This window comes from Pseudomonas sp. NPDC090752 (assembly GCF_055584805.1).
The window spans coordinates 161,324-183,472 of record NZ_JBVJLI010000012.1 but is presented as its reverse complement, the minus strand read 5'-3'; the positions used below and the strand labels follow the sequence as shown (position 1 = coordinate 183,472).

The following is a 22,149-nucleotide window of genomic DNA, read 5'->3' as shown; positions in this document are numbered from 1 at the left end:
CAGGCCTGAATCAGGCATGAGCACTATGGCCCCCAGGCTGTATTCAGCACAGGCTCAGGTTTGATGTTAAAAACCGTATCAGATTTCCGGAAATTGTCCGCTGAGCCTCAGATTACCGAGCCTGGGACGCTGGCCTTCAGATGCCTGCGGCTATCCACCGCACCTGCCACCGTCAAGGCGTCTGCTTCGATTTCGGTAATTGGCACGCGCTGGCCGGCCAGCAGCGCCACGGACATGTGCAGTTGCTCATCGGTGATGATCTCGATGTCCGGGCCTTCGCCTTCGATGCGCAGTTCTTCGCCGATGAGGGTGCAGCGGCAGGTGCTTTCTTCGATTTCGACGGGCATGGGGTGATCCTCCGGGGTGCGGTTACAGGTGTGACCGCTGGCGGTCCAGCGTGATTCCATGATTCCGCTGGGCGGGCACTTTGCCTGATGTGCAAGGGTCAACCTTTAAAGGAGCCTGTGCCGGCCCCTTCGCGGGTCAAGCCCGCTCCCACAATGACAGCAGCGTGGCCGGAATCTGTGGGAGCGGGCTTGCCCCGCGAAGACGCCGGCACAGGCAATACATAACTTGCGTTCGAGACAATCCCGATGGACCTCATCTGGCAAACCCTTCAAGCAGAATTTGCCGACATCACCGACGCTCAGGAAGTCGTGCGCATCGTTTTGCGGCTGTTGATGGCAGCGGTACTGGGCGCAGTGCTGGGTTTCGAGCGGGAGCACAAGGGCAAATCCGCCGGCGTGCGCACACACATGCTGGTGTCGATGGGCGCTGCGCTGTTCGTCCTGGCGCCAAGCATGGCGGGTGCCGATGAGCAGGCGTTGAGCCGGGTCATCCAGGGCATCGTCGCCGGCATCGGTTTTCTCGGTGCGGGCACTATCCTCAAAGGTAACGGCCAAGACACCAGCCATGTCAAAGGCTTGACCACTGCCGCCGGCCTGTGGATGACGGCTGCGATTGGTACCGCTGCAGGCATGGGGCGTGAGGCCACGGCACTGATCAGCACGCTGCTGGCGTTGCTGGTGCTGGCGACGATGCCATTGGTGGTGGATAAGGTTGAGGGCGGGAACGATGAGAAACAGCGAGAGGAGGAGGGCAGGAAGCACTGAGGGGAGCCGAAGCTCCCCTCAAAGCGTTGTTGCCTGCTCTTTTCTTATTATTGAGACGGGCCTTTTGTTGTTTTTGTAGGCCTGCCTTGGTGTTGCGAGCGACCCCCATCCGGGGCCAAGAGCAAACGTATTTTTTTGAGCGCTGACCTGCAATCATCCAAAGGATCCGAAGCTGACTGTCGCTACCTTGAGGTAGTTTTATTGTTCTGTGCCAGATCGCGGGGGCGAACCCCTGAAAAGCCTGTCTACTCCAAAAAAATCTGCTAGCTGCGCCTCTGCCGTGTTGTTCTTGTTATGTCAGAGCCGTTTCATGTTGTTTTTATTGGATGTCACGTTTTTTGTTTTTGTTGTACCAGAGATATAGCAGGTGCCGTGCCAACTTTTTAAAATCCTTTAAAATCAGTGGCTTGATTGAATCAGGCGAAAGCAGGCGACCTGAAATTCTGTCGATTTGTTTCCCTGTTACCCGATTTTTTGCTGAAAACTGTGGGGGCGGTAACACTCCGCCCACACCGATGTGACAACCGTGTGACTCTCACTGTGCACTGCGCGCCCGCGCCACACGCGACCCATTGGCCCGGCCCAGCACGTTGCTGATGCGCTGCCCGGCAGCGATCAGGCGGTCGAGGTCGATGCCGGTGTCAATACCCAGCCCTTGCAGCAGATACACCACATCTTCACTGGCGATATTACCCGTGGCGCCTTTGGCGTAGGGGCAGCCCCCCAGGCCGGCCACCGAGCTGTCGAATACACGGATGCCTTCGAGCAGGCTGGCGTACACATTGGCAAGCGCCTGTCCGTAGGTGTCGTGGAAGTGGCCGGCCAGCTGCTCGCGCGGCACCACGGCCGAGACCACTTCAAACAGCCGGCGGGTATCACCGGCAGTGCCCGTGCCAATGGTGTCGCCCAGCGAAACTTCGTAGCAGCCCATCTCATGCAGGGCCTTGGCCACCGGGGCGACCTGCTCGGCACTGACCTTGCCTTCATACGGGCAGCCCAGCACGCAGGAGACGTACCCGCGTACCCGCACACCGTGGCTGCGTGCCGCCTCCATGATCGGTTCGAAGCGCGTGAGGCTGTCACTGATCGAGCAATTGATGTTGCGCTGGGAAAATGCCTCGGAGGCGGCGGCGAACACTGCCACTTCCTTGACCCCTGCGGCCAGGGCGTCTTCGAATCCGCGCAGGTTGGGTGCCAGGGCCGCGTAGGTGACACCTGGGCGCTGCCGAATACCGGCGAACACCTCGGCAGAGCCGGCCATCTGCGGCACCCACTTGGGCGAAACGAAACTGCCAACTTCGATGTAGGCCAGGCCGGCGTCGGTCAGGTCGTCGACCAGCCGCACCTTGTCGGCGACACTGATGGGCTGAGCTTCGTTCTGCAGGCCGTCGCGGGGGCCGACTTCGACCAGGCGGACTTTTTCGGGCAAGGGCATGGCGGGGTTCCTGTGGCGGGTCAGCGGTTGTCGTTATGGTTCAAGGTCGCGGTCAGGGCCTGTTCGCAGCGCTCCTGGGCGGTGTCCAGTTCCAGTTGCATCTGGTGAATGTCGAGCATCTGCTGTTCGAGCTGGGCGCGGCGCTCGGCGATCTTCGCCAGCATGCTGTTGAGTTGCTTGAGGTTGCCGCTGGTGGGGTCGTACAGCTCGATCAGTTCGCGGCATTCGGCCAGCGAGAAACCGATGCGTTTGCCGCGCAGGATCAGCTTCAAGCTGACCTTGTCGCGTGCCGAGTAGATACGCTCCAGGCCGCGGCGCTCAGGGCTGAGCAGGCCCTGTTCTTCGTAGAAGCGGATGGCGCGGGTGGTGATGTCCAGCTCGCGGGACAGGTCGGAGATGCTGTAGGTCTGGCTGCTCATGCTTGGGCTCGGCGTGGGGTATGGCGGTATCCTGAATGCAGGTTGACGTATACGTCAAGCAGCGTGGCGAAACCCGCTTAGCTGTCACGCTGTACCGAGCGCCGATAGCCATTGGGCGTCTGCCCGCTCAAGCGCTTGAAGAACCGCGCAAAGTAAGTGGGGTCGCTGAACCCCAGGCTATCGGACAATTGCCCAATGTTCATGCGTGTGTAGATCAGATTACGCCTCGCCTCCAGCAACAATCGCTGGTGCACCACCTGCAGCGCGGTCTGCCCGCTTAACGCCCGGCACAACTGGTTGAGTTGCAGGCTCGAGATGTTCAGCCGCGCGGCGAAATCTTCCACGGACAGGTGCTCACGGAAATGTGTTTCGACCAGGCGTAGGTACTCCCCGAGCAGCTGGCGGTCACGTTCGTCGCGGTTGCGAGGTGGCTGGCCCAGTTGCTGGCGACGGCTGATCCACACCATCAGCGCGGTCACCAGCGCTTCGAGCAGGGTCGACCTTGCAGGCGCATGGCCTTGGTATTCCTGTTGCAGCGTCTCGATCAGCTGGCGCAGGCGCAGACGATCCTTGCCCAGGGGGTAGCACGCGGGTCTGGTCAATACACTCAACGGTGCGCCCAGGCGCTGCTCCAGGCCAGCCACCAGTGCCGTGCCGAAGGTCAGCACATGGCCCTGGATATCGGCGCTGAAACGAAAGCCATGCACGGTCAGCGGCGGAACCACCTGGATCGCAGCTTCGCTGATGACGCTGTGTGCCCCCTCTATCTCCACTTCGGCCTGGCCACGCTGCACATACAGCAGTTGAAACAGCTCGGCGTGTTGGTGCGGCTTGATTTCCCAATGGTGCAGGCGACTACGCGCCGGGATCGACTCGCAGTGCAGCAGGTCGGTGCCGGGCCAGGCCTGGTTTTCGCCGTACAGCTGGAACAACGGGACGCCGGGAAGGGTGGATTTCATGCTGTAACGCCTGTCCGTTAATCGAACGTTATTTGTAAAAGTGCAGGTTTTGCATGGGATAACACACTTATTTGGCCGCTGCAGCCAGTAAAAATGCAAGTGCGAACCCTACAAGCACGAGACAACAACAATGAAAACTCAGGTTGCAATCATCGGGGCCGGTCCGTCTGGCCTGCTGCTCGGTCACTTGTTGTACAGGGCAGGCATCGATACCGTCATTGTCGAACGCCAGACCCCGGAATATGTGCTCGGTCGTATCCGTGCCGGCGTGCTCGAGCAGGGCACCGTCGACTTGTTGCGCGAGGCCGGTGTCGCCGAACGCATGGACCGCGAAGGGCTGGTTCATGAAGGTGTCGAACTGCTGGTCGGTGGCCGCCGCCAGCGCCTGGACCTCAAGGGCCTGACCGGCGGCAAGACCGTGATGGTCTACGGCCAGACCGAAGTCACCCGTGACCTGATGCAGGCACGCGAGGTCAGTGGGGCACCGATCATCTACACTGCCAGCAATGTCCAGCCGCACGAACTCAAGGGTGAACGGCCGTACATCACGTTTGAAAAAGACGGGCAGACCCACCGCCTGGACTGCGACTACATCGCCGGTTGCGACGGTTTTCACGGCGTCTCCCGGCAAAGCATTCCCGAAGGCGTGCTCAAGCATTACGAGCGCGTGTACCCCTTCGGCTGGCTTGGGCTGTTGTCCGACACCCCACCGGTCAACCATGAACTGATCTATGCCCACCATGAGCGGGGCTTCGTGCTGTGCAGCCAGCGTTCGCAGACGCGCAGCCGTTACTACCTGCAGGTGCCACTGACGGAGCGGGTCGAAGATTGGTCAGATGCGCGCTTCTGGGATGAACTCAAGGCCCGTTTGCCCGAGGATGTGGCGGAGCGGCTGGTTACCGGCCCGGCGCTGGAAAAAAGCATCGCCCCACTGCGCAGCCAGGTGGTCGAGCCGATGCAGTACGGCAACCTGTTTCTGGTGGGTGATGCCGCGCATATCGTTCCACCCACGGGCGCCAAGGGCCTTAACCTGGCGGCTTCGGATGTTAATTACCTGTATCGGATTCTGGTCAAGGTCTATCGCGAGGGCCGTGCCGATCTATTGCAGCAGTATTCGCCGTTGGCACTGCGTCGGGTCTGGAAGGGCGAGCGGTTCAGTTGGTTCATGACCCAGTTGCTGCATGATTTTGGCGAGCACAAAGATGCCTGGGACCAGAAGATGCAGGAGGCGGATCGGGAGTATTTCCTGTCGTCCGAGGCGGGGTTGGTGAATATTGCCGAGAATTATGTGGGATTGCCGTTTGAGGAGGTGGGGTAGGATTGAGGCTCAGGGTTGGGTGAGGGCTACCAGGTGGCCGCCGATAGGGTTTTAGTGTTCTTGAGAACGAGCGCCGCGCGGGCGGCGCTCGATCTTGAGAGCGCGGAAAGCCCACCGGCGTGCACTTCGAAAGGACACAACCGATGAAATTCCCGACGCACCTGATTGGCGCCCTGTGCCTTGCCGCCGCTCAATGCGCCCAAGCCGACCAAGTCCTACCCGCACCACCGGAGCTCCAATCCGGCTATCGCACCGCCCTGCAACCGGTGCACGCCACCCGGCACATGGTCGCCGCCGCCAACCCCCTGGCCAGCGAGGCCGGCCGGGCGATACTGCGCGCCGGCGGCAGTGCCATCGATGCGGCCATTGCCATGCAGATGGTCCTCACCCTGGTCGAGCCGCAATCCAGCGGCATCGGTGGCGGGGCATTCATCCTTTACTGGGACGGCAAGCGTGTGCAGGCATTCGACGGCCGCGAAACCGCACCGGCAACTGTTACGCAAACGCTGTTCCTGCAAGCAGACGGCACCCCGATGCCGTTCCGGGACGCGCAGATCGGCGGCCGTTCGGTAGGCGTGCCCGGTGTTCTGCGGGCGCTGAAACTCGCGCACGACCAGCATGGCAAGCTGCCCTGGCGCGACCTGTTCACTCCAGCCATCACCTTGGCGCGTAATGGCTTTCCGGTTTCCCAACGCCTCAATACCTTGGTGGCGGGTGACCCTTTCATCGCCAGCTCACCGGCTATGGCCCGCTACCTCCTGGATGATCAGGGACGGCCACTGCCGGTAGGAACGCGGCTACGCAACCCGGAACTTGCTAACACCTTCGAGCGAATAGCCGATCAAGGCGTCGAAGCGTTCTACACCGGCGAGATCGCCGAAGCGATCGTTGCCAAAGTGCGCACCCATGCCAATCCCGGCCACCTTTCCCTGAACGACCTGCGCCAGTACCAGGCCAAGGAACGCACGCCGCTGTGCGGCCCCTACAAAATCTGGCAGATCTGCGGCATGCCGCCGCCGTCCTCGGGCGGGGTGACCGTGCTGCAGACCCTGGGCATCCTTGACGCGCTGCAACGTGCCAACCCGCAACGCGACCTGGCAACCCTGCCGCTCCGCACCACGTCTTCCGTGGCAGGCCTGGAACCTGCCCCCCTGGCCGTCCACCTGATCGCCGAAGCCGAGCGGCTGGCCTACGCCGACCGTGCGCAGTACCTGGCCGACAGCGACTACGTGCCAGTCCCGCTCAAGGCGCTGACCAACCCTGCTTACCTGGCCGGGCGCGCCGCGCAGATCGGTGACTACAGCATGAAATATGCGCGCCCGGGTAAACCCGAAGGCGCCGACCTGGCCATGGCACCGGACCGCTCGCCGCTACGTATTTCCACCTCGCACCTCAGCGCCGTCGACGACAGCGGCCAGGCGCTGGCCATGACCACGTCGGTGGAGGCCGCGTTCGGCTCGCACCTGATGGTCAAAGGCTTTTTGCTAAACAACCACCTGACCGACTTCTCCTTCATCCCCCAGGAAAACGGCAAGCCGGTGGCCAATCGTGTCGAGCCCGGCAAGCGCCCTTTGTCCGCCATGGCGCCGACCTTGGTCTTTGCCCGAGACTCCGGCGAGCTGGTGGCCAGCCTCGGATCACCCGGCGGCTCGCAGATCATCGGTTACGTGAACAAGGCATTGATCGGCCTCCTGGACTGGCAACTCGATCCGCAGCAGGCCTGCAACCTGCCGAATTTCGGCAGCCGCAATGCTGGCACCGAATTGGAGGCCGGGCTGACCAGCCCGGCGCTCATTCGCCAGCTGGCGGCATGGGGCCACGAGATTACACCCATGGTCATGACCAGCGGCATGCAGATTATCCAGCGCACCGCCAGAGGCTGGTCGGGTGGCGCCGACCCGCGTCGCGAAGGCGTGGCGCTCGGCGATTAGCCGTGGTAGAAGTCAGCGCTCGCCATTCAGTAGTTGAATACAAAGATGTCCATCAGCGTTAAATCGAATAGAGCCCTGTTCGACCTCGACCTGCTGCGGGCGATTGTCGTCGTAGCCGATTGCGGCAGCTTCACCACCGCCGCCGCGCGATTGCACTCGACCCAGTCGACCATCAGCCAGAAAGTTCGCCGCCTCGAAGAGATGGTCGGCCACCGCCTGCTGGTGCGCGGCAACCGCGACGTGCTGCCGACCGACGCCGGGCAGACCTTGCTCGGTTATGCCCGGCACATGCTGGCGTTGAACGACCAGATGCTCGAAGCGCTGGCAGGCGCCATGGTCGGTGTAACGGTGCGCCTGGGCGTGCCGGAGGATTTCGTCGGTGGGCGCACCACCAACGCGCTGTCGGCGTTCAGCCGGTTGCATCCACAGGTCAAGCTGGAAGTCACCAGCGGCCTGTGCCGCGACCTCAGCCAGGCCTACGACAACGGCGAACTCGACCTGGTATTGCTCAAGCAGCGGCGCAACACCCGCGAGGGCGTGGCCTGCTGGCCCGAACGCTTGCAATGGATCGACAGCGCGCGCCTGCCGTCCTTCGAGCTAGACCCTATCCCGCTGGTGACCTTCCCGCCGCGCGGGCTGTATCGCGAAGACATGATCAGCGCCATCGAAGGCATGGGCCGGCGCTGGCGAATCAGCTTCACCAGTTCCAGCCTCAGCGGCATCCAGGCGGCAGTGGCCGACGGCATGGGCATCAGCCTGTTGCCGCCGAGGGCGGCAACCGCTGAGCATCGGGTGATGGGAGAGGGGCAGGGGTTACCTGAGGTGGACAGCTACGAGATCGTCATCGTCCATCGGCCAACGGCAGATGTGATGGTCAAGGCGTTGGCTGAGGTGATGACGGAGTTGCTCGCCGGTGGCGGAATTTGAGCTTGCAGAATGATCCCTGTGGGAGCAACTGTCTTCCACAAAACTTAGAAAGCTGCGCGATCCCTGTGGGAGCGGGCTTGTCCCGCGAACACGGGCGAAGCCCGTGCCATCCAGCGCGGTGCCTGCTTCGCGGCTAAAGCCGCTCCCACGGGATATGCGGTGCATGCTTACGGCATGCCCAACCACGCCGGCAGCGCCAGCGAAATGAACGGCACATAGGTCACCAGCACCAGGAACAACAGCAGGATCGATAGCCACGGCAGCGCCGCGCGGATCGTCTGCCCCAAGGTCAAGCCAGTCACCGCCGAGGTCACGAACAGGTTCAGCCCCACCGGTGGGTGGACCAGGCCGATCTCCATGTTCACCACCATCACGATCCCCAGGTGAATCGGGTCGATACCCAGCTTCATCGCGATCGGGAAGAAGATCGGCGCCAGGATCAGGATGATCGCCGACGGCTCCATGAAGCTGCCGGCCACCAGCAGCACGACGTTGACCATGATCAGGAAGCCGATCGGCGTCAGCCCCTCGGACAACACCCATTGGGTAATTTGCTGGGGGATCTGTTCGGTGGTCAGCACATGGGCGAAGAGCATGGCGTTGGCGATGATGAACAGCAGCATGATGGTCAGCCGGCCCGACTCCAGCAGCACTTTCGGGCAATCGCGCAGGCGCATGTCCTTGTACACGAACAGCGCGATGAACGCGGAGTACACCGCAGCCACGGCCGCCGCTTCGGTCGGGGTGAACATGCCGCTGTAGATGCCACCCAGGATGATCACCAGCAGCAACAGCCCCCAGAACGCGCGCCGGGCGGTGCTCAGCCATTCGCGGAAGCTGGCGCGGGGTTGCGCCGGCAGCTTCTTGATCCGGGCGACGATGTAGATCGTCACCATCAGGCATACGCCAAGCAGGATGCCGGGTATCACGCCGGCCATGAACAGCTTGCCCACCGAGGTCTCGGTGGCTGCCGAGTACACCACCATGACGATCGACGGCGGAATCAGGATGCCGAGGGTGCCGGCGTTGCAGATAATCCCGGCGCCGAACTCGCGTGGGTAGCCGGAGCGCACCATGCCGGCGACGGCAATCGAACCCACCGCCGCGACCGTGGCCGGTGACGAGCCCGACAGCGCGGCGAACAGCATGCACGCCAGCACGGCGGCAATCGCCAGGCCGCCGCGGATATGCCCGACGCAGGCATTGGCGAAGTCGATCAGCCGCTGCGCCACGCCACCGGTGGTCATGAATGCGCCCGACAGCAGGAAGAACGGGATGGCCAGGAAGGTGTAGCTGTCGGAGGTCTCGAACAGCTTGATCGCCAGCGAACTCAGTGAGTCCTGGCTGAACATAAGGATCGACAGCGCCCCCGACAGCCCCAGGGCAATGGCGATTGGCACGCCGAGGAACATTAACACGAACAGCAACAGGAACAGGCAGATAACCGTCATCAGTGATGCTCCTCGCCAGGGTTGGCCAGTTTGCTGGCTTCGCCGGCCTCGTCGGCCAGGCCCAGGCCATATTGGCGATGGGTGAACAGGCGATAGAGGATTTCCAGGTAACGCACGATCACCAGGGCGAAACCGATCGGCACGATCAGCGCGATATGGCCGACCTTGATGCCATAGCGGTCGAGGTCCTCGGCGCCGATGCCGGCTACCAGCACCGCGCTCACCCACTTGATGCTTGCCACCAGGAACAAACCGGCATAGGCCAGGCAGCAGCCGCAGGCGATCATCGCCAGCACCCGCTGCACCGGCTTGCGGGTGCGCCGCACAAGCACGTCGACTCCCAGGTGGCCGGCAGTGCGCACGCCGTAGGCGATACCGAAGAAGATCAGCCAGCCGAACATGGCCTTGGTCAGGGCGATGCTCCAGGTCATGTCCTGGGCGTAGCCCATCAGGTGGTCGCCGATGCCGAGCAGCAGGTCGCTGGCGAAGGCCCAGTGATTACTGAGCGTGTAGAACATCGTGTAGAGGTTGTTCAGTGCCACGTAGAGGAAGGTCACCAGGGTCATGGCGGCCAGGAGAAAGGCGATCATGCCTTCCTCGAAGTGCTCCCAGACACGCCTGAGCGATTGCATAGGGATTCTCCAGACAAGCAGAGGGCAGGCCACCCAGATAGCGGGTGGCCAGGGCAGGACGCAGCGTGGGTCAGGTCGCCTTGTTGGCGGCGTCGGCGGCGTCGATCAGGTCGGTGCCGATCTGATCGGAGAACTTCTCCCACACCGGGCGCATCGCCTCACGCCACTGCTGGCGTTGCTCGGCGGTCAGCGGGTCGATCTCGCTGGTCTTGGCCTCGAGAATCTTTTGCCGCGACGTCTGGTTGAGGGCTTCGGCCTGCTTGTTCACCTCGACGGTGACCTGGTCGATGAGCGTTTGCAGCTCGCCACGGACGTCCTCAGGCAGGCCGTTCCAGAACGTGGCGTTGGTAATCACCATGTAGTCGATCAGGCCGTGGTTGGTCTCGGTGAAGAACGGCTGCACTTCGTTGACCTTCTGGCTTTCGTAGTTCGACCAGGTGTTCTCGGTGCCGTTGACCGTGCCGGTCTGCAGGCCCTGGTAAACCTCGGCGAAGCTCATCTTGCGCGGGTTGGCGCGGATCGCCTTGAACTGTTCTTCGAGCACGCTTGAGGCCTGCACGCGGAACTTCAGGCCACGGGCATCCTTGGGCAGGATCACCTTCTTGTTCGCCGAAAGCTGTTTGAGGCCGTTGTGCCAATAGGCCAGGCCACGGATGCCTTTGTCCTCCATCGAGGTCAACAGTGCCTTGCCTTGCGGGCCTTGCTGGAAGCGGTCGACGGCGGCCAGGTCGTCGAACAGGAACGGCAGGTCGAAGATTTGCACCTGCTTGTTGTAATGCTCGAACTTGGCCAGCGACGGCGCCAGCATCTGTACATCGCCGAGCAGCAAGGCTTCCATCTCCTTGCCGTCGCCGAACAGCGACGAGTTGGGGTAGACCTCGACTTTGACCTTGTCCTTGAGCTGCGGGTCGGCGGCGACGAGCTTCTGCAACATCAGCGCACCCTGGCCTTTGGGGGTACTGTCGGCCACCACGTGGGCGAACTTGATGATGATCGGGTCGGCGGCCTGGGCGATGCCTGCCATGGACACTGCGGCGGCGCAGAACAGCGCCTGGGTCAGTTTCAACATCGATGTCACCTCTGATTTATTGTTGTAGGAGGATTGAGCGTAAAGATGGACCAGGGCCTGCGTTTAGAGAATTAGCATTTGTGTAAGGCGGCGTTCGGCATGGCCGAACACCGTGCCCTGGCCTACGGTTGCGCCAACAGTCGCTGTGCCCGCAACAACACCGGGGCATCGACCATCTGCCCATCCAGCTGGAAGGCCCCGGCGCCTCGGGCCGCCTCGCTCGCTGCCACGACCCGTCGTGCCCAGGCCAGTTCTTCCACCCTCGGTGCCAAGGCCGCGTGAATCACCGCCACCTGCCGGGGATGGATGCACAGCGCTCCGCCGTAGCCCAGGTCATAGGCATGCCGCATCGCCTGCTGCAGGCCCTCGGGGTCGGCAATGGCAGGAAACACGCCATCGAGCGGCGGCAGCAGGCCAGCGCCGCGTGAGTGCAGCTGCACAGCCATGCGTGCCTGATCCAGAAACTGCCGTGCTGCAGCACTCTCGGTGTTCAGCTGTAGATCCAGCGCCAGGTCCAGGCTGCCGAACGACAACCGTTCGACGCCCTCGGCATGGGCGATCTGCGCCAGTGCCAAGAGGCCCTTGGCGCTTTCGATGATGGGCCAGACTGGCTTGCCAGGGTGCCGAGCAACGGCGACCTGGGCGGCATTTTCCACCTTGGGCAGCAGTACGCCAGCGACGCCAGGTTGCTGTGCACAGAAGGTCAGGTCGGCGGCATGCTCCAAGTGCTGCGGCGCATTGATCCGGACCCACACCGAAGCCTGCGGCGTCGCTTGCAGAAACGCCCGCAGATTGTCGCGGGCCTGGCGCTTGAGGGGTTCCTCCACGGCATCCTCGAAATCGACGATGACCGCATCCGCACCCGCCGCAAGCGCTTTGGCGAAGCGTTCCGGGCGGCTACCGGGTACGAACAGGGCGGAGCGGACGACGTTCATACCACGCCATCCGCAGACAGGTCAGCTTGTTGCGCTGCAGTGAAACCCAGCTCGTCGAGAATGCCCTGGGTATGTTGCCCCAAGGCCGGTACGGCCTCCATGCGTGGGGTGAAGGCAAGGTTGCGCCCTGGTGGCAACAACGACGGCAACTTGCCGGCCGGGCTGTCCACCTCGCGCCAGCAGTTGCGGGCCTGCAGCTGTGGATGCTGCCATACGCCGTGCATGTCGTTGACCCGGGCATTGGCGATTTGCGCCTGTTCAAGGCGCGCCACCACCTCGTCCAGCGACAGGCCGGCGAACCCATCGATGATGATTTGGCGCAGAACCTCGCGGTTTGCCGAGCGCTTGAAGTTGGCGCTGAAGCGGTCGTCGCTGGCCAGCGCCGGATCGAGCAGTACCTTCTCGCAAAACAGCGCCCATTCCCGCTCGTTCTGCAGGCCGAGCATGATCGTGCCGCCACCACCGGTAGGGAACGGCCCGTACGGGTAGATGGTCGAGTGCGCCGCGCCGGCACGCGGCGGTGGCGATGCACCGTCGTAGGCGTAGTACATCGGATAGCCCATCCACTCCACCAGGCTTTCCAGCATCGACACGTCGATACGGCTGCCGACACCGGTCTTGTCGCGCAGCATCAGCGCTGACAGCACGCCCGTGTAGGCGTACATACCGGCGGCGATGTCGGCGATCGAGCAGCCGGCCTTGGCCATGTCGTTTTCGCCGGGGCCACCGGTCACCGATAGAAAGCCGCCTTCGCTCTGTATCAGCAGGTCGTAGGCTTTCTTCTTTTCATACGGGCCACCCTCGCCGTAGCCGGAAATGTCGCACACGATCAGCCGTGGGAAGCGCGCGTGCAGGGCCTCGAACGACAGGCCCATGCGCGCCGCCGCACCCGGCGCGAGGTTCTGCACCAGCACATCGGCCTTGGCCAGCAGGGCGTCGAGAATGCCGTCTGCGGCGTCTTGCTTGAGGTCGAGGGTGAGGCTCTCCTTGGAGCGGTTGGTCCATACGAAGTGCGAGGCCAGGCCGTCGACGCGCTGGTCGTAGCCACGGGCAAAATCACCGCTGCCGGGGCGTTCGACCTTGATCACGCGGGCGCCCAGGTCGGCCAGCTGACGGGTGCAGAAGGGCGCGGCGATGGCGTGCTCCAGGCTGATCACGGTGATGCCGTCCAGTGGGCGGGGCATTGCTTGAGTCATAGGGTCACCTGTTCGGGTTCAGTGCAGATCGGCCAGCGAGCGGGCGTCGCGCAGCTGCCAGATTCGAGCGATCAGGGCCTGGCCCTGAGCCGGGCTGCGCGCGCCGGAGTAGGCCAGCAGGCGCTGGAATTTGGCTTCCAACTCCGGGCGCGACAGGGTGTTGCCGGGGTCGCCCTTAGGCGCGTCGATGGCGGCGCTGAAGGTGCGGCCGTCATTGCAAGTCACCTCCACCCGGCCCAGCCAGCGGGCCGGATAGGCTGCGTCCACTTCGGCGTCCAGCTGCATCTCGACCTTGTCGCGAAAACGCGCGACCTGTGGGTCGGTCAGCGCCAGGTCGCGGAACTCCAGGAGCTGCGCACGGCCGTGCACCGCGATCAGGCCAAGTACGGTGCCCATGGAAAACTTGGCCTGGTGCACAGTGGCCGGCGTGGAGACCCGGCCCAGCACGTCGATGGCGCCCTGGTGCACGCGGGTGACCACCTTGGCGATATGCTCATGCCCCAGGCGTTCACGTTGCATCAGCTGCAGCAGCGCGTCGGCGGCGGGGTGGGTGTGGCGGCACGAGGCGTGGAACTTGAACGAGGTTTCCGCCAGCGCCCATCGCGTACCCAGGCGGTCGCTCAGGCGCGTCGGGTCGGCGTCGCTGGACATGCCAGCGGCCAAGCCTTGTTCGCCTTCGAGAATGTTGCGCGCCCCGGTCAGGCCATCGGCGGTGAGGTAAGCGGCCAGCAGGCCGTCGGCGGCCGCCTTGGCGGTGTGCAACTGCTTGGAGTCGGCGGCATCACGCAGGAACTCCCAGAGGCCGGCGGCCTGGGTGCCGGCGCTACCGAGCAGGTTGATGAACTGCACCTGGTCGAAGCCCAGCAGCTTGCCCACGCCCACCGCCGCCGCCAGCGTGCCGACGGTGGCGGTGGTGTGGAAGATACGGTAGTGCGAACGGCCGAGGAACTCACCGATGCGGATTCCTGCTTCATAACCGGCCACCGCAGCCAGCAGCAGGTCCTGGCCACTTTTGTCGAGGTCCTGGGCGGCTGCCAGTACGGCTGAAAACACCACGCTGGCCGGGTGCAGTACCGAGCTGTTGTGCAGGTCGTCCTGCTCGACCAGGTGCGAGGCCGCGCCATTGACCAAGGCGGCGAAGTAGGGCGATGAAGTGCGCCCGCTGGTCAGCACCTGCGCGGTGCCTTGCGCTGGCCCCATGCATTCGGCGTAGCGCTCGAACAGCGGGATCGGGTGCGCGCCCTGGCTGGCCAGCGCCGAGCCTAGCCAGTCGAGGAACAGGTCTTCGGTGCGGTCCAGCACGTGGCCGGGAATGTGCGCGTAGCGCAGGTCGGCGAGGAAGCCGGCGAGGGCTTGGGTATGCTGCATGCTCAGGCCCTCAGAAGCTGCGTGGCAGTTCGAGCAGGTGCTCGGCCACGTAGGACAGGATCAGGTTGGTGGAGATCGGCGCGACCTGGTACAGCCGGGTTTCGCGGAACTTGCGCTCGACGTCGTATTCGCAGGCAAAGCCGAAACCGCCGTGGGTCTGCAGGCAGGCGTTGGCCGCCTCCCAAGAGGCCTTGGCCGCCAGGTACTTGGCCATGTTGGCGCTGGCCCCGGCGTTCTGCCCGCTGTCGTATTCGGCGCAGGCCCGCCAGCGCATCAGGTCGGCGGCTTCGATTTCGATATGCGCCTCGGCGATGGGGAATTGCACCCCCTGGTTTTGCCCGATCGGGCGGCCGAACACCACGCGGTCACGGGCATACGCGCTGGCCTTTTCGATGAACCAGCGGCCATCGCCGATGCATTCGGCGGCAATCAGTGTGCGCTCGGCGTTGAGGCCGTCGAGGATGTAGCGAAAGCCTTGGCCTTCTTCACCGATCAGGCTGCTGGCCGGCAGTTCGAGGTTGTCGAAGAACAGCTCGTTGGTCTCGTGGTTGACCATGTTGGCGATGGGTTGCACGGTCAGGCCATTGCCGATGGCCTCGCGCAGGTCGACGAGGAAGATCGACATGCCCTCGGACTTTTTCTTCACCTCGGCCAGCGGCGTGGTGCGGGCCAGCAAGATCATCAGGTCGGAGTGCTGGATTCGCGAGATCCACACCTTCTGGCCATTGATCACGTACGTGTCGCCCTGGCGCACGGCGGTAGTCTTGATCTTGGTGGTGTCGGTGCCGGTGGTGGGTTCGGTCACGCCCATCGACTGCAGGCGCAACTCGCCGCTTGCCAGCTTGGGCAGGTAATGGCGCTTCTGTTCTTCGCTGCCATGGCGCAGCAAGGTGAACATGTTGTACATCTGCCCATGCACGGTGCCGGAGTTGCCGCCGCAGGCGTTCACTTCTTCGAGGATCACCGAGGCCTCGGCCAGGCCCAGGCCGGAGCCGCCAAATGGCTCCGGGATCATCGCCGACAGCCAGCCGGCGTCGGTCATGGCTTTGACGAAGGCTTCGGGAAAGCCTTTTTCTTCGTCGATCTTGCGCCAGTAGCTGGCGTCGAATTCAGCGCACAAGGCGCGCACGCCTTCGCGGATGGCATTGAGGTCATCGCTGTCGTACGTATGCATGCGGGGTTCCCTGTACAGGTGTCAGTCGAAAAGCACGTCGGCGCTCTGCGCCACGCCGTCGCCATTGCCAGCCCATAGCTGCGCCTGACCTGGCTCGCTGATGTGGCCGGCCAGTTCGAATGGCGTGGGGACGGTCAGTGGCCGTACGCCGCGGTAGGCGAAGTGGCGCACACGCTTGCCGGGGTTGGCGCGGATGAAGGCGCGCAGGTTGAGGGTGGCGATCAGCGGGCCGTGTACGACCAAACCGGGATAGCCCTCGGTTTCGGTAACGTAGGGGTGGTCATAGTGGATACGGTGGCCGTTGAAGGTCACGGCGGAGTAGCGGAACAGCAAGGTCGGGGAGGGCGTGATGGCCTCGCTCCAGTCGGCTGCAGCAGTTGGCGCGGCGCTGTTCAATTTTGGGGAATTAGGTTCGCGGTAGACGATGTCCTGCTCTTCACGCACGCACAGCTCGCCGTGTTGCGAGTACTCGTGGCGCACCGTGACGAAAAGCAACGCGCCGCTGCGGCCGAGTTTTTCCTCGATGTGTACGATGGTCGAAAGACGCTGTGCCTCGGCGCCGACCTTGAGCGCAGCGATGAATTCAACCCGCCCCCCGGCCCACATGCGGTTGCGGTTGTCGGCGGGGGGCAGGAAACCACCACGCGCCGGGTGGCCGTCGCTGCCCAGTTGCGTTTGGGCCACTGGTTCCTGAAAGAAGCACCACATCCACAAGGGCGGCAGCGGTTGCCCGACGGCGGGCGCGGTTTCGCCAAGGGTGGCGGCGATACGCTTGATCAGGTTGCGGCTGAGCTCGTCGACGGCTTCTTCCGTGCGGCCGATCCAGGCGCTGTAGTCCGTAGCAGTCATAACCATGGGCCTCTGCATTTGTTGTTATGGCCATGATCATGCGAGGCGCCTGGCATTCTGTGAATTTGCATTTTCGTAAGCCGGCGTTCATGTATGCTGAACGCCCGCGCCGTGCAAGGACACCCCGATGCATTTCGACCTGGCAGACCTGAGGCTTTTCATTCATATCGGCGAATCACCCAGCCTGACCCAGGGCGCACGCCGCGCATTTCTCTCTCCGGCCGCCGCCAGCGCGCGGATCAAGGCGCTGGAAGCGCAGCTCGACACACGCTTGCTGTACCGCGACAGCCGTGGCGTTGAGCTCACCCCGGCGGGGCAAAAACTGCTGATGCATGCCCGGCTGATCATGCGCCAGGTGGACTACCTGAAAGCCGAATTCACCCAGTTCGGCACCGATTCGGCCGGGCATATCCGCATCTTCGCCAACACCACCGCCGTCACCGAATTCCTCCCCGAGGTGCTGGCCGGCTTTCTGGCAAAACGCCCCGGGGTGACGGTTGACCTGCAAGAGCGCCTGTCGCGGGATATCGTGCGCGGTGTGCTCGACGGCAGCAGCGACATGGGCATTATCGCCGGGCCGGTTGAGGCCAGCGGCTTGCAGGTGATGCACTTCAGCACCGACCGGCTGGTGCTGATCGTGCCGGCAGGGCATGAGCTGGCGACTTGCAAGCAGGTGTCGCTGAAGCAGACCTTGGCATTCCAGCATATCGGCCTGCACGACGGCAGCACCCTGCTGAGCTTTCTGCGCGACCATGTGGAACGTATGGGCCTGAACCTGTCGTTGCGCATTCAGCTGTCGAGTTTCGAGGCTATTTGCCGGTTGGTGGAGGCGGGGGTGGGGATTGGCATCATCCCCGAGTCGGCGGCGCTGCGGCATAGCCAGACCATGGGGCTGGTCAGCATAACCCTGGATGAACCGTGGGCAGTGCGTGAGCGGAGCATTCTGGTGCGCGAATTGGATGCGTTGCCGGGGACCGTGCGGGCCTTGATTGCGACGCTGATGCCTGACACCTAGAAGAAGCTGCGCTGGGCCTTGAGCGTCACCATGCTTTCGCAGTAGGTGTTGATGCCCGCGTAGGCATCGCAGCTGCCACCGGTGAGGTTGGAGTTGCTGTAGATGAGGTTCAGATCGATGCCCAGCCAGGGCCGCGACAGCTCCAGCGACCAGTCCGAGAACGCGTCCACCTGGCTGCCGTCACCAATGGTGAACGGCGTGCCCAGGCGGTGGTGGGCGAGCTTCACGGTCAAATCGATATCGAACAGCGGCATCTGGCCGAAGTCGGCGAACAGGGTGCCGGTGCGGTTGTCCGCGTTGTCGCGCCAGGCGCCGCCGATGCGGCTGCCCAGAATCGAGATGCCCCCGTACAGGGCATAGCTGTCGGGCCCGGCGATGTTCGGTTGGCTGTAGTGGATCAGCCCGACTTCATAACCCAGGGTGCTGTCGAAATGGTGTTTGTAGCCCAGGTAGCTGTCCAGGCGCAGGGTGGAGTCGGGTGTCACGCCCATGCTCGGCGCATATTGGCCGACGTACCAGCCGCTGGGGTGGCTGAGGTCGAGGCCGCCGTGAAAGGCGCCAGTCGCACTCGGCGAAATCAGCCCTTGGGCCATGCTGCGTGAAGGCGTGGTGCCGAGCTTGAAGTCGAAATCGCCCAGTTGGCGCTGGATCTGCTGCGCCTGCAGTGCCGAGCTGAATAGCAGGGCCGCACTCAGCAACAGAAGGGGCCTGAACATGGTCACCGTCCTGGAAGGCTTGCTCTTGAGCGGGACAGGATACAGCAAAGGCGCTGGGGAATCTCGATCAGGTCAGCCCTTGATGCCAGCCTGTGTCTCGACCACTTCAGTCACTACCTGAGGGCTGGCCGCACGCAGGATCACGCGCTTGCGCAGTTCGTATTCGTCCAGTGAAAGAGCCTGGCGCTGAATGGACTCCAGTTGCAGCTGACGGGTCTCTTCAGCGGTGTAGGGGCGCAGTTCGGGGTGGCTGGCGCAACCGCTGAGCACGGCGATGGCAGTGGCGGTGAGGGCAGCGAGCAGCAGGCGGGCCGTGGTGTTCATCGGGAAGCTCCAGGATTCGGGGATCGAGCGTGTCGAAGCGATGGAGCAAGGTTATTGAGGGCGCGCGATCAGGAGAAATTGCCGTGCTCGATAGTGACTATTGATGTCGTCGGCAGGCGTGTGCAAACCGCAGCCTTTGCTAGGCTTAAGTCCCACCCGGCTTCACTCCGAGGGAACTGTGATGCGCATGCCATTGCTCTGCGTCGTGTCGGCGGTGCTCTGCCTGAGCGGTCTATCAAGCCTTGCACAGGCTGAAACGCCTCCCGCATCTGCCCAACCTGCCGAAGCGGCACCGGCCAAACAGGCGGTGTTCAACCAGGAGCAGTTGGACCAGATGCTGGCCCCCATCGCGCTGTATCCCGATGCCTTGCTGGCGCAGGTGCTGATGGCAACGACCTACCCTGGCGAGGTGGGCGAAGCGGTGGCCTGGTCCAAAGCCAACCCCAAGGCCCAGGGCGATGATGCCGTCAAGCAAGTGGCCAAGCAGCCGTGGGACCCGAGCGTCCAGGCGCTGGTGGCCTTCCCGCAGGTGCTGGTGGTGCTGGGCCAGGACCCGGTCTGGGTGCAGCGCCTGGGGGATGCGTTCCTGGCCCAGCCCGACGATGTGATGGGCGCCGTGCAAAGGCTGCGTCAGCAGGCAAAGGCTGCCGGCAATCTACAAAGCAATCAGTACCAGAACGTTACGGTGCAGGCTGCACCCGCAGCCCCGGCCAGCAGTGCCGCCGCACCCGCCAGTACCATCATCATTCAGCCGGCCGACCCGCAGGTGGTCTACGTGCCCACCTACAACCCGACCACCAGCTATGGCACCTGGGCCTATCCGGCGTCGCCGCCGGTGTATTACCCGCCGTCACCGCTGTACTACGCAGGCTCCGCGCTGGTGGCGGGGCTGGCCTTCGGAACGGGGGTAGCGATCGTCAATTCGCTGTGGGGCGATTGCGACTGGGGGCGCAACGACATCGATATCGACGTCAATCGCTACAACAACATCAACGTCAACAACCGCATCGGCAACAACCAGAACACCTGGCAGCACAACGCCGTGCACCGTGATGGGGTGCCCTACCGCGATAACCGCAGCCGCCAGCAGTATGGCCGCCAACTCGACGGCGCCAGCCAGCGCGCGGCCTTCCGGGGTGACGACGCCCAGCGCGCACAGGCCCGTGACCGTGCCCGCGCGTCGATGGACCGGGCCGGCATCGAACGCCCCGCCACCAGCAACCGCCAGGCTCGTGACCAGGTGCGCGAGGCCCAGGCCAACCGCCCACACGCCACTGATCGCCAGCAGCATGCCAGGGGCAGCCGCGACGCCCAGCAAACTCGCCAGACGCTGCAGGGTAGGCAGAACAATCATGCCGGACGGGCGCGCAACAATGCCTTCGAGGGTGTACGTTCTCCAGCGCGCAGCACCGCTCAAGTCGACCGCGGCCGGACCAGCCAGATGCTTGCCCAGCGGCCCAATTCAGCGCGTGCTGCGGGGCATGCCATTTCCAGGCCCAGTGCGCCGATGCGCCGTGGCGCAGGAGGCCGGCGATGAACAACAATACGATCCTCGGTTTGGGGTTGATTGCCGCCAGCAGTGTCTGGTCGTGCCTGGCCATGGCCCAGCAGGCATTTCCGACACCGGAAAAAGCCGTCGATGCCTTTGTCCAGGCGCTGGGCACCGAGCATGCCGATCAGGCACGCCTGGCCCAGTTGCTCGGCGATGACTGGCGCACCTATATCCCCCGCGAAGGCGTGCAGCGCAACGATGTGGATGCATTCCTGGAGCAGTATCGCCAGCAGCATCAGATTCAAAAGCAAAGCGAGCGCCAAGCCGTTCTGGCTGTGGGCAGCGAGCATTGGACGCTGCCCATTCCGTTGTCGCACAGCGCCAGCGGCTGGCGCTTCGACCTCAAGGCCGGCAGCGCCGAGATCCGCGCACGGCGCATCGGCCGCGATGAGCTGTCGGCTGTGCAGTCGCTGCTTGCCTATCACGATGCACAGATGGATTACGCCTCGCAGGATCGCAACGGCAACGGTGCGCTGGAGTATGCCCAGCAGGTTTTCAGCTCGCCCGGCAAGCACGATGGGCTGTACTGGGAAGCGGATGCGAGCGGCGAGGTCAGCCCCCTGGGCCCATTGTTCGGCCAGGATGTGGTGGGGGACGACTGGTACGGTTATCACTTCCGTATCCTCGATGGTCAGGGCCCGTCAGCCCCGGGTGGCGCCTACAGCTACCTGATCGGCACGCAGATGAGCCGGGGCTTCGCGATGGTCGCCTGGCCGGCCAAGTACGACGACACCGGGGTGATGAGCTTCATGGTCAGCCATGACGGGCAGGTGTTCGAGAAGGACCTCGGGCCGCAGGGTGACAAGCTGGTCAAGGCCATGCAGCGCTTTGACCCGGATGACAGTTGGCAGGTGGTCGCTGTCGACGGCAGTGATTGACGTGCTAGCGCGACAACAGCTGTTGCACCAGCCATTGCCCGGCCGGCCCCAGCGGTTTTTGCCGCGACCAGACCACATCCATGGCGACGCGTCGCGGGTAACCTGCCACTGGCAATTCCACAAGGCCGCTGCCAAAACGCGACACCAGCACCCTGGGCAACTCTGCCCAGCCAAAACCGCGCACGGCAAATTCCAGCAAGGTCAGGTAATCCGGCGCGGACCAGGCTTGACCGCGCCCATGGTGCAGGCTTGGGGCGTAGGTTCTGATGTACAGCTGGCGCTCGTTTTCCAGGTGCTGCGGCTGCAGTGCCGGTTGCTTTGCCAGCAGGTGATCAGTGCTGACGTAAACGGCGAATTCCGCCTGTTCCGCCAGCCGCGCCACGGCCACGTCGGCCGGGTACTGCGGCTGCGCGGCGAGGATGCCGATGTGCGCCATGTCCTGCTGGATCATGTCGATCACGTCGGCGTCTTCGGCCGGTCCGCAGCGCAGTTCGCAATGCGGGTAGCTTTCGGCGAAGCGACTGATCACCGCGCCCTGGAAGGTTACGCTGTAGCTGTCGGACATCACCACCGACACCAGCGGCTCAACCTGCCCGGCCAGTCGCACCGCCAGGGCGTCGAGCCGCGCGCTGGCATCGAGGATCGCCTCGACGTGGCTCAGTACCTGGCGGCCGGCCGCATTGAGGGTGGGATGGCGGCCCGCGCGGTCGAACAGCGGGCAGCCCACGTCTGCTTCGAAATTGGCGATGGCGATGCTGATGGTCGATTGGCTTTTGCGCAGTTTTCGCGCTGCAGCCGAGAAAGAACCGAGCGCGGCGGCTTCGACAAAGGCAACGAGAGCTTCGGGCGAGTAGCGCATAGGTATTGATAAAACCGATAGGAGCTATGT

Annotated in this window: 22 protein-coding genes; 7 read left to right on the top strand and 15 right to left on the bottom strand. The window is 63.6% G+C overall.

The genetic code is table 11. The annotated features are described in order from the left end of the window. Nucleotides 1-107 precede the first annotated feature (107 nt). Nucleotides 108-347 carry a DUF3203 family protein gene (locus ACZ6YA_RS17655; protein ID WP_465898389.1) on the bottom strand — a complete coding sequence of 80 codons (240 nt, stop codon included), beginning with the start codon at nt 345-347 and terminating at the stop codon, nt 108-110. A 246-nt stretch (nt 348-593) separates the two neighbouring features. Here ACZ6YA_RS17655 and ACZ6YA_RS17650 point away from each other — a divergent pair, with 246 nt between their 5' ends. After that, nucleotides 594-1,112 carry an MgtC/SapB family protein gene (locus ACZ6YA_RS17650; RefSeq protein ID WP_465898388.1) on the top strand — a complete coding sequence of 173 codons (519 nt, stop codon included), beginning with the start codon at nt 594-596 and terminating at the stop codon, nt 1,110-1,112. 535 nt (nt 1,113-1,647) lie between these two features. Here ACZ6YA_RS17650 and ACZ6YA_RS17645 read toward each other — a convergent pair. From ACZ6YA_RS17645 to ACZ6YA_RS17635, 3 genes are all read right to left on the bottom strand, one after another. Next, nucleotides 1,648-2,547: a hydroxymethylglutaryl-CoA lyase gene (locus ACZ6YA_RS17645; protein ID WP_465898387.1), complete on the bottom strand. Its 900-nt coding sequence runs from the start codon at nt 2,545-2,547 to the stop codon at nt 1,648-1,650. Between the two features lie 20 nt (nt 2,548-2,567). After that, on the bottom strand, nt 2,568-2,966 hold the full coding sequence (locus tag ACZ6YA_RS17640) for a MerR family transcriptional regulator (RefSeq protein WP_465898386.1): 399 nt from the start codon (nt 2,964-2,966) through the stop codon (nt 2,568-2,570). Between the two features lie 77 nt (nt 2,967-3,043). Further along, nucleotides 3,044-3,925, bottom strand: coding sequence for a helix-turn-helix domain-containing protein (locus ACZ6YA_RS17635; protein WP_465898385.1), 882 nt, complete (start codon nt 3,923-3,925; stop codon nt 3,044-3,046). Between the two features lie 130 nt (nt 3,926-4,055). Between ACZ6YA_RS17635 and pobA the strand changes: the two genes are divergently transcribed. From pobA to ACZ6YA_RS17620, 3 genes are all read left to right on the top strand, one after another. Continuing rightward, the gene (pobA, locus tag ACZ6YA_RS17630) at nt 4,056-5,243 is read left to right on the top strand and encodes a 4-hydroxybenzoate 3-monooxygenase (protein WP_465898384.1); all 1,188 of its coding nucleotides are present in this window, start codon (nt 4,056-4,058) and stop codon (nt 5,241-5,243) included. 143 nt (nt 5,244-5,386) lie between these two features. Beyond that, on the top strand, nt 5,387-7,174 hold the full coding sequence (gene ggt / locus ACZ6YA_RS17625; protein ID WP_465898383.1) for a gamma-glutamyltransferase: 1,788 nt from the start codon (nt 5,387-5,389) through the stop codon (nt 7,172-7,174). 45 nt (nt 7,175-7,219) lie between these two features. Continuing rightward, nucleotides 7,220-8,101, top strand: coding sequence for a LysR substrate-binding domain-containing protein (locus ACZ6YA_RS17620; RefSeq protein WP_465898382.1), 882 nt, complete (start codon nt 7,220-7,222; stop codon nt 8,099-8,101). 167 nt (nt 8,102-8,268) lie between these two features. Here ACZ6YA_RS17620 and dctM read toward each other — a convergent pair whose 3' ends face one another. The 8 genes from dctM to ACZ6YA_RS17580 all read right to left on the bottom strand — a co-directional run bounded on the left by dctM (nt 8,269) and on the right by ACZ6YA_RS17580 (nt 16,775). Then, nucleotides 8,269-9,552, bottom strand: a complete 1,284-nt coding sequence (gene dctM / locus ACZ6YA_RS17615) for a C4-dicarboxylate TRAP transporter large permease protein DctM (protein ID WP_465898381.1) — start codon at nt 9,550-9,552, stop codon at nt 8,269-8,271. Continuing rightward, nucleotides 9,552-10,184: a TRAP transporter small permease gene (locus tag ACZ6YA_RS17610; RefSeq protein ID WP_465898380.1), complete on the bottom strand. Its 633-nt coding sequence runs from the start codon at nt 10,182-10,184 to the stop codon at nt 9,552-9,554. Before ACZ6YA_RS17610 ends, dctM begins: the two co-directional genes overlap by 1 nt. A 70-nt stretch (nt 10,185-10,254) precedes the next feature. Next, the gene (locus ACZ6YA_RS17605) at nt 10,255-11,253 is read right to left on the bottom strand and encodes a DctP family TRAP transporter solute-binding subunit (protein WP_465898379.1); all 999 of its coding nucleotides are present in this window, start codon (nt 11,251-11,253) and stop codon (nt 10,255-10,257) included. Nucleotides 11,254-11,375: 122 nt separating this feature from the next. Continuing rightward, entirely contained in the window at nt 11,376-12,188 is an 813-nt protein-coding gene (locus tag ACZ6YA_RS17600; protein WP_465898378.1) for an HpcH/HpaI aldolase/citrate lyase family protein, read from the bottom strand. After that, on the bottom strand, nt 12,185-13,384 hold the full coding sequence (locus tag ACZ6YA_RS17595; RefSeq protein WP_465898377.1) for a CaiB/BaiF CoA transferase family protein: 1,200 nt from the start codon (nt 13,382-13,384) through the stop codon (nt 12,185-12,187). The genes ACZ6YA_RS17600 and ACZ6YA_RS17595 overlap by 4 nt, the downstream gene beginning before the upstream one ends. Before the next feature lie 18 nt (nt 13,385-13,402). Then, nucleotides 13,403-14,752, bottom strand: a complete 1,350-nt coding sequence (locus tag ACZ6YA_RS17590) for an MmgE/PrpD family protein (protein ID WP_465898376.1) — start codon at nt 14,750-14,752, stop codon at nt 13,403-13,405. Between the two features lie 10 nt (nt 14,753-14,762). Next, entirely contained in the window at nt 14,763-15,926 is a 1,164-nt protein-coding gene (locus ACZ6YA_RS17585) for an acyl-CoA dehydrogenase family protein (RefSeq protein WP_465898375.1), read from the bottom strand. A 21-nt stretch (nt 15,927-15,947) separates the two neighbouring features. Beyond that, nucleotides 15,948-16,775 (bottom strand): HTD2 family dehydratase, encoded by an 828-nt coding sequence (locus ACZ6YA_RS17580; RefSeq protein ID WP_465898374.1) that lies wholly within the window; start codon nt 16,773-16,775, stop codon nt 15,948-15,950. A gap of 127 nt (nt 16,776-16,902) precedes the next feature. On the opposite strand from ACZ6YA_RS17580, the gene ACZ6YA_RS17575 reads away from it, so the two are divergent. Beyond that, nucleotides 16,903-17,790 carry a LysR family transcriptional regulator gene (locus tag ACZ6YA_RS17575; RefSeq protein ID WP_465898373.1) on the top strand — a complete coding sequence of 296 codons (888 nt, stop codon included), beginning with the start codon at nt 16,903-16,905 and terminating at the stop codon, nt 17,788-17,790. Here the strand turns inward: ACZ6YA_RS17575 and ACZ6YA_RS17570 are convergent. Together ACZ6YA_RS17570 and ACZ6YA_RS17565 are read right to left on the bottom strand one after the other, a co-directional pair. Next, the gene (locus ACZ6YA_RS17570; RefSeq protein ID WP_465898372.1) at nt 17,787-18,506 is read right to left on the bottom strand and encodes a TorF family putative porin; all 720 of its coding nucleotides are present in this window, start codon (nt 18,504-18,506) and stop codon (nt 17,787-17,789) included. The two genes, ACZ6YA_RS17575 and ACZ6YA_RS17570, sit on opposite strands and share 4 nt — an antisense overlap. 72 nt (nt 18,507-18,578) lie before the next feature. Further along, a complete protein-coding gene (locus ACZ6YA_RS17565) occupies nt 18,579-18,830 on the bottom strand; it encodes a hypothetical protein (protein WP_465898371.1) in 252 nt (83 codons plus the stop codon). Between the two features lie 181 nt (nt 18,831-19,011). On the opposite strand from ACZ6YA_RS17565, the gene ACZ6YA_RS17560 reads away from it, so the two are divergent. Next, entirely contained in the window at nt 19,012-20,367 is a 1,356-nt protein-coding gene (locus ACZ6YA_RS17560; protein WP_465898370.1) for a DUF3300 domain-containing protein, read from the top strand. Then, entirely contained in the window at nt 20,364-21,260 is an 897-nt protein-coding gene (locus tag ACZ6YA_RS17555) for a DUF2950 domain-containing protein (RefSeq protein WP_465898369.1), read from the top strand. The genes ACZ6YA_RS17560 and ACZ6YA_RS17555 overlap by 4 nt, the downstream gene beginning before the upstream one ends. A gap of 4 nt (nt 21,261-21,264) precedes the next feature. On the opposite strand, the gene ACZ6YA_RS17550 is transcribed toward ACZ6YA_RS17555, so the two are convergent. Next, a complete protein-coding gene (locus tag ACZ6YA_RS17550; protein WP_465898368.1) occupies nt 21,265-22,119 on the bottom strand; it encodes a LysR family transcriptional regulator in 855 nt (284 codons plus the stop codon). Nucleotides 22,120-22,149 lie beyond the last annotated feature (30 nt).

Coding starts and splice junctions, on each gene's coding strand:
- ACZ6YA_RS17655 (WP_465898389.1), bottom strand. CDS start 347: ATGCCCGTCGAAATCGAAGAAAGCACCTGCCGCTGCACCCTCATCGGC.
- ACZ6YA_RS17650 (WP_465898388.1), top strand. CDS start 594: ATGGACCTCATCTGGCAAACCCTTCAAGCAGAATTTGCCGACATCACC.
- ACZ6YA_RS17645 (WP_465898387.1), bottom strand. CDS start 2,547: ATGCCCTTGCCCGAAAAAGTCCGCCTGGTCGAAGTCGGCCCCCGCGAC.
- ACZ6YA_RS17640 (WP_465898386.1), bottom strand. CDS start 2,966: ATGAGCAGCCAGACCTACAGCATCTCCGACCTGTCCCGCGAGCTGGAC.
- ACZ6YA_RS17635 (WP_465898385.1), bottom strand. CDS start 3,925: ATGAAATCCACCCTTCCCGGCGTCCCGTTGTTCCAGCTGTACGGCGAA.
- pobA (WP_465898384.1), top strand. CDS start 4,056: ATGAAAACTCAGGTTGCAATCATCGGGGCCGGTCCGTCTGGCCTGCTG.
- ggt (WP_465898383.1), top strand. CDS start 5,387: ATGAAATTCCCGACGCACCTGATTGGCGCCCTGTGCCTTGCCGCCGCT.
- ACZ6YA_RS17620 (WP_465898382.1), top strand. CDS start 7,220: ATGTCCATCAGCGTTAAATCGAATAGAGCCCTGTTCGACCTCGACCTG.
- dctM (WP_465898381.1), bottom strand. CDS start 9,552: ATGACGGTTATCTGCCTGTTCCTGTTGCTGTTCGTGTTAATGTTCCTC.
- ACZ6YA_RS17610 (WP_465898380.1), bottom strand. CDS start 10,184: ATGCAATCGCTCAGGCGTGTCTGGGAGCACTTCGAGGAAGGCATGATC.
- ACZ6YA_RS17605 (WP_465898379.1), bottom strand. CDS start 11,253: ATGTTGAAACTGACCCAGGCGCTGTTCTGCGCCGCCGCAGTGTCCATG.
- ACZ6YA_RS17600 (WP_465898378.1), bottom strand. CDS start 12,188: ATGAACGTCGTCCGCTCCGCCCTGTTCGTACCCGGTAGCCGCCCGGAA.
- ACZ6YA_RS17595 (WP_465898377.1), bottom strand. CDS start 13,384: ATGACTCAAGCAATGCCCCGCCCACTGGACGGCATCACCGTGATCAGC.
- ACZ6YA_RS17590 (WP_465898376.1), bottom strand. CDS start 14,752: ATGCAGCATACCCAAGCCCTCGCCGGCTTCCTCGCCGACCTGCGCTAC.
- ACZ6YA_RS17585 (WP_465898375.1), bottom strand. CDS start 15,926: ATGCATACGTACGACAGCGATGACCTCAATGCCATCCGCGAAGGCGTG.
- ACZ6YA_RS17580 (WP_465898374.1), bottom strand. CDS start 16,775: ATGACTGCTACGGACTACAGCGCCTGGATCGGCCGCACGGAAGAAGCC.
- ACZ6YA_RS17575 (WP_465898373.1), top strand. CDS start 16,903: ATGCATTTCGACCTGGCAGACCTGAGGCTTTTCATTCATATCGGCGAA.
- ACZ6YA_RS17570 (WP_465898372.1), bottom strand. CDS start 18,506: ATGTTCAGGCCCCTTCTGTTGCTGAGTGCGGCCCTGCTATTCAGCTCG.
- ACZ6YA_RS17565 (WP_465898371.1), bottom strand. CDS start 18,830: ATGAACACCACGGCCCGCCTGCTGCTCGCTGCCCTCACCGCCACTGCC.
- ACZ6YA_RS17560 (WP_465898370.1), top strand. CDS start 19,012: ATGCGCATGCCATTGCTCTGCGTCGTGTCGGCGGTGCTCTGCCTGAGC.
- ACZ6YA_RS17555 (WP_465898369.1), top strand. CDS start 20,364: ATGAACAACAATACGATCCTCGGTTTGGGGTTGATTGCCGCCAGCAGT.
- ACZ6YA_RS17550 (WP_465898368.1), bottom strand. CDS start 22,119: ATGCGCTACTCGCCCGAAGCTCTCGTTGCCTTTGTCGAAGCCGCCGCG.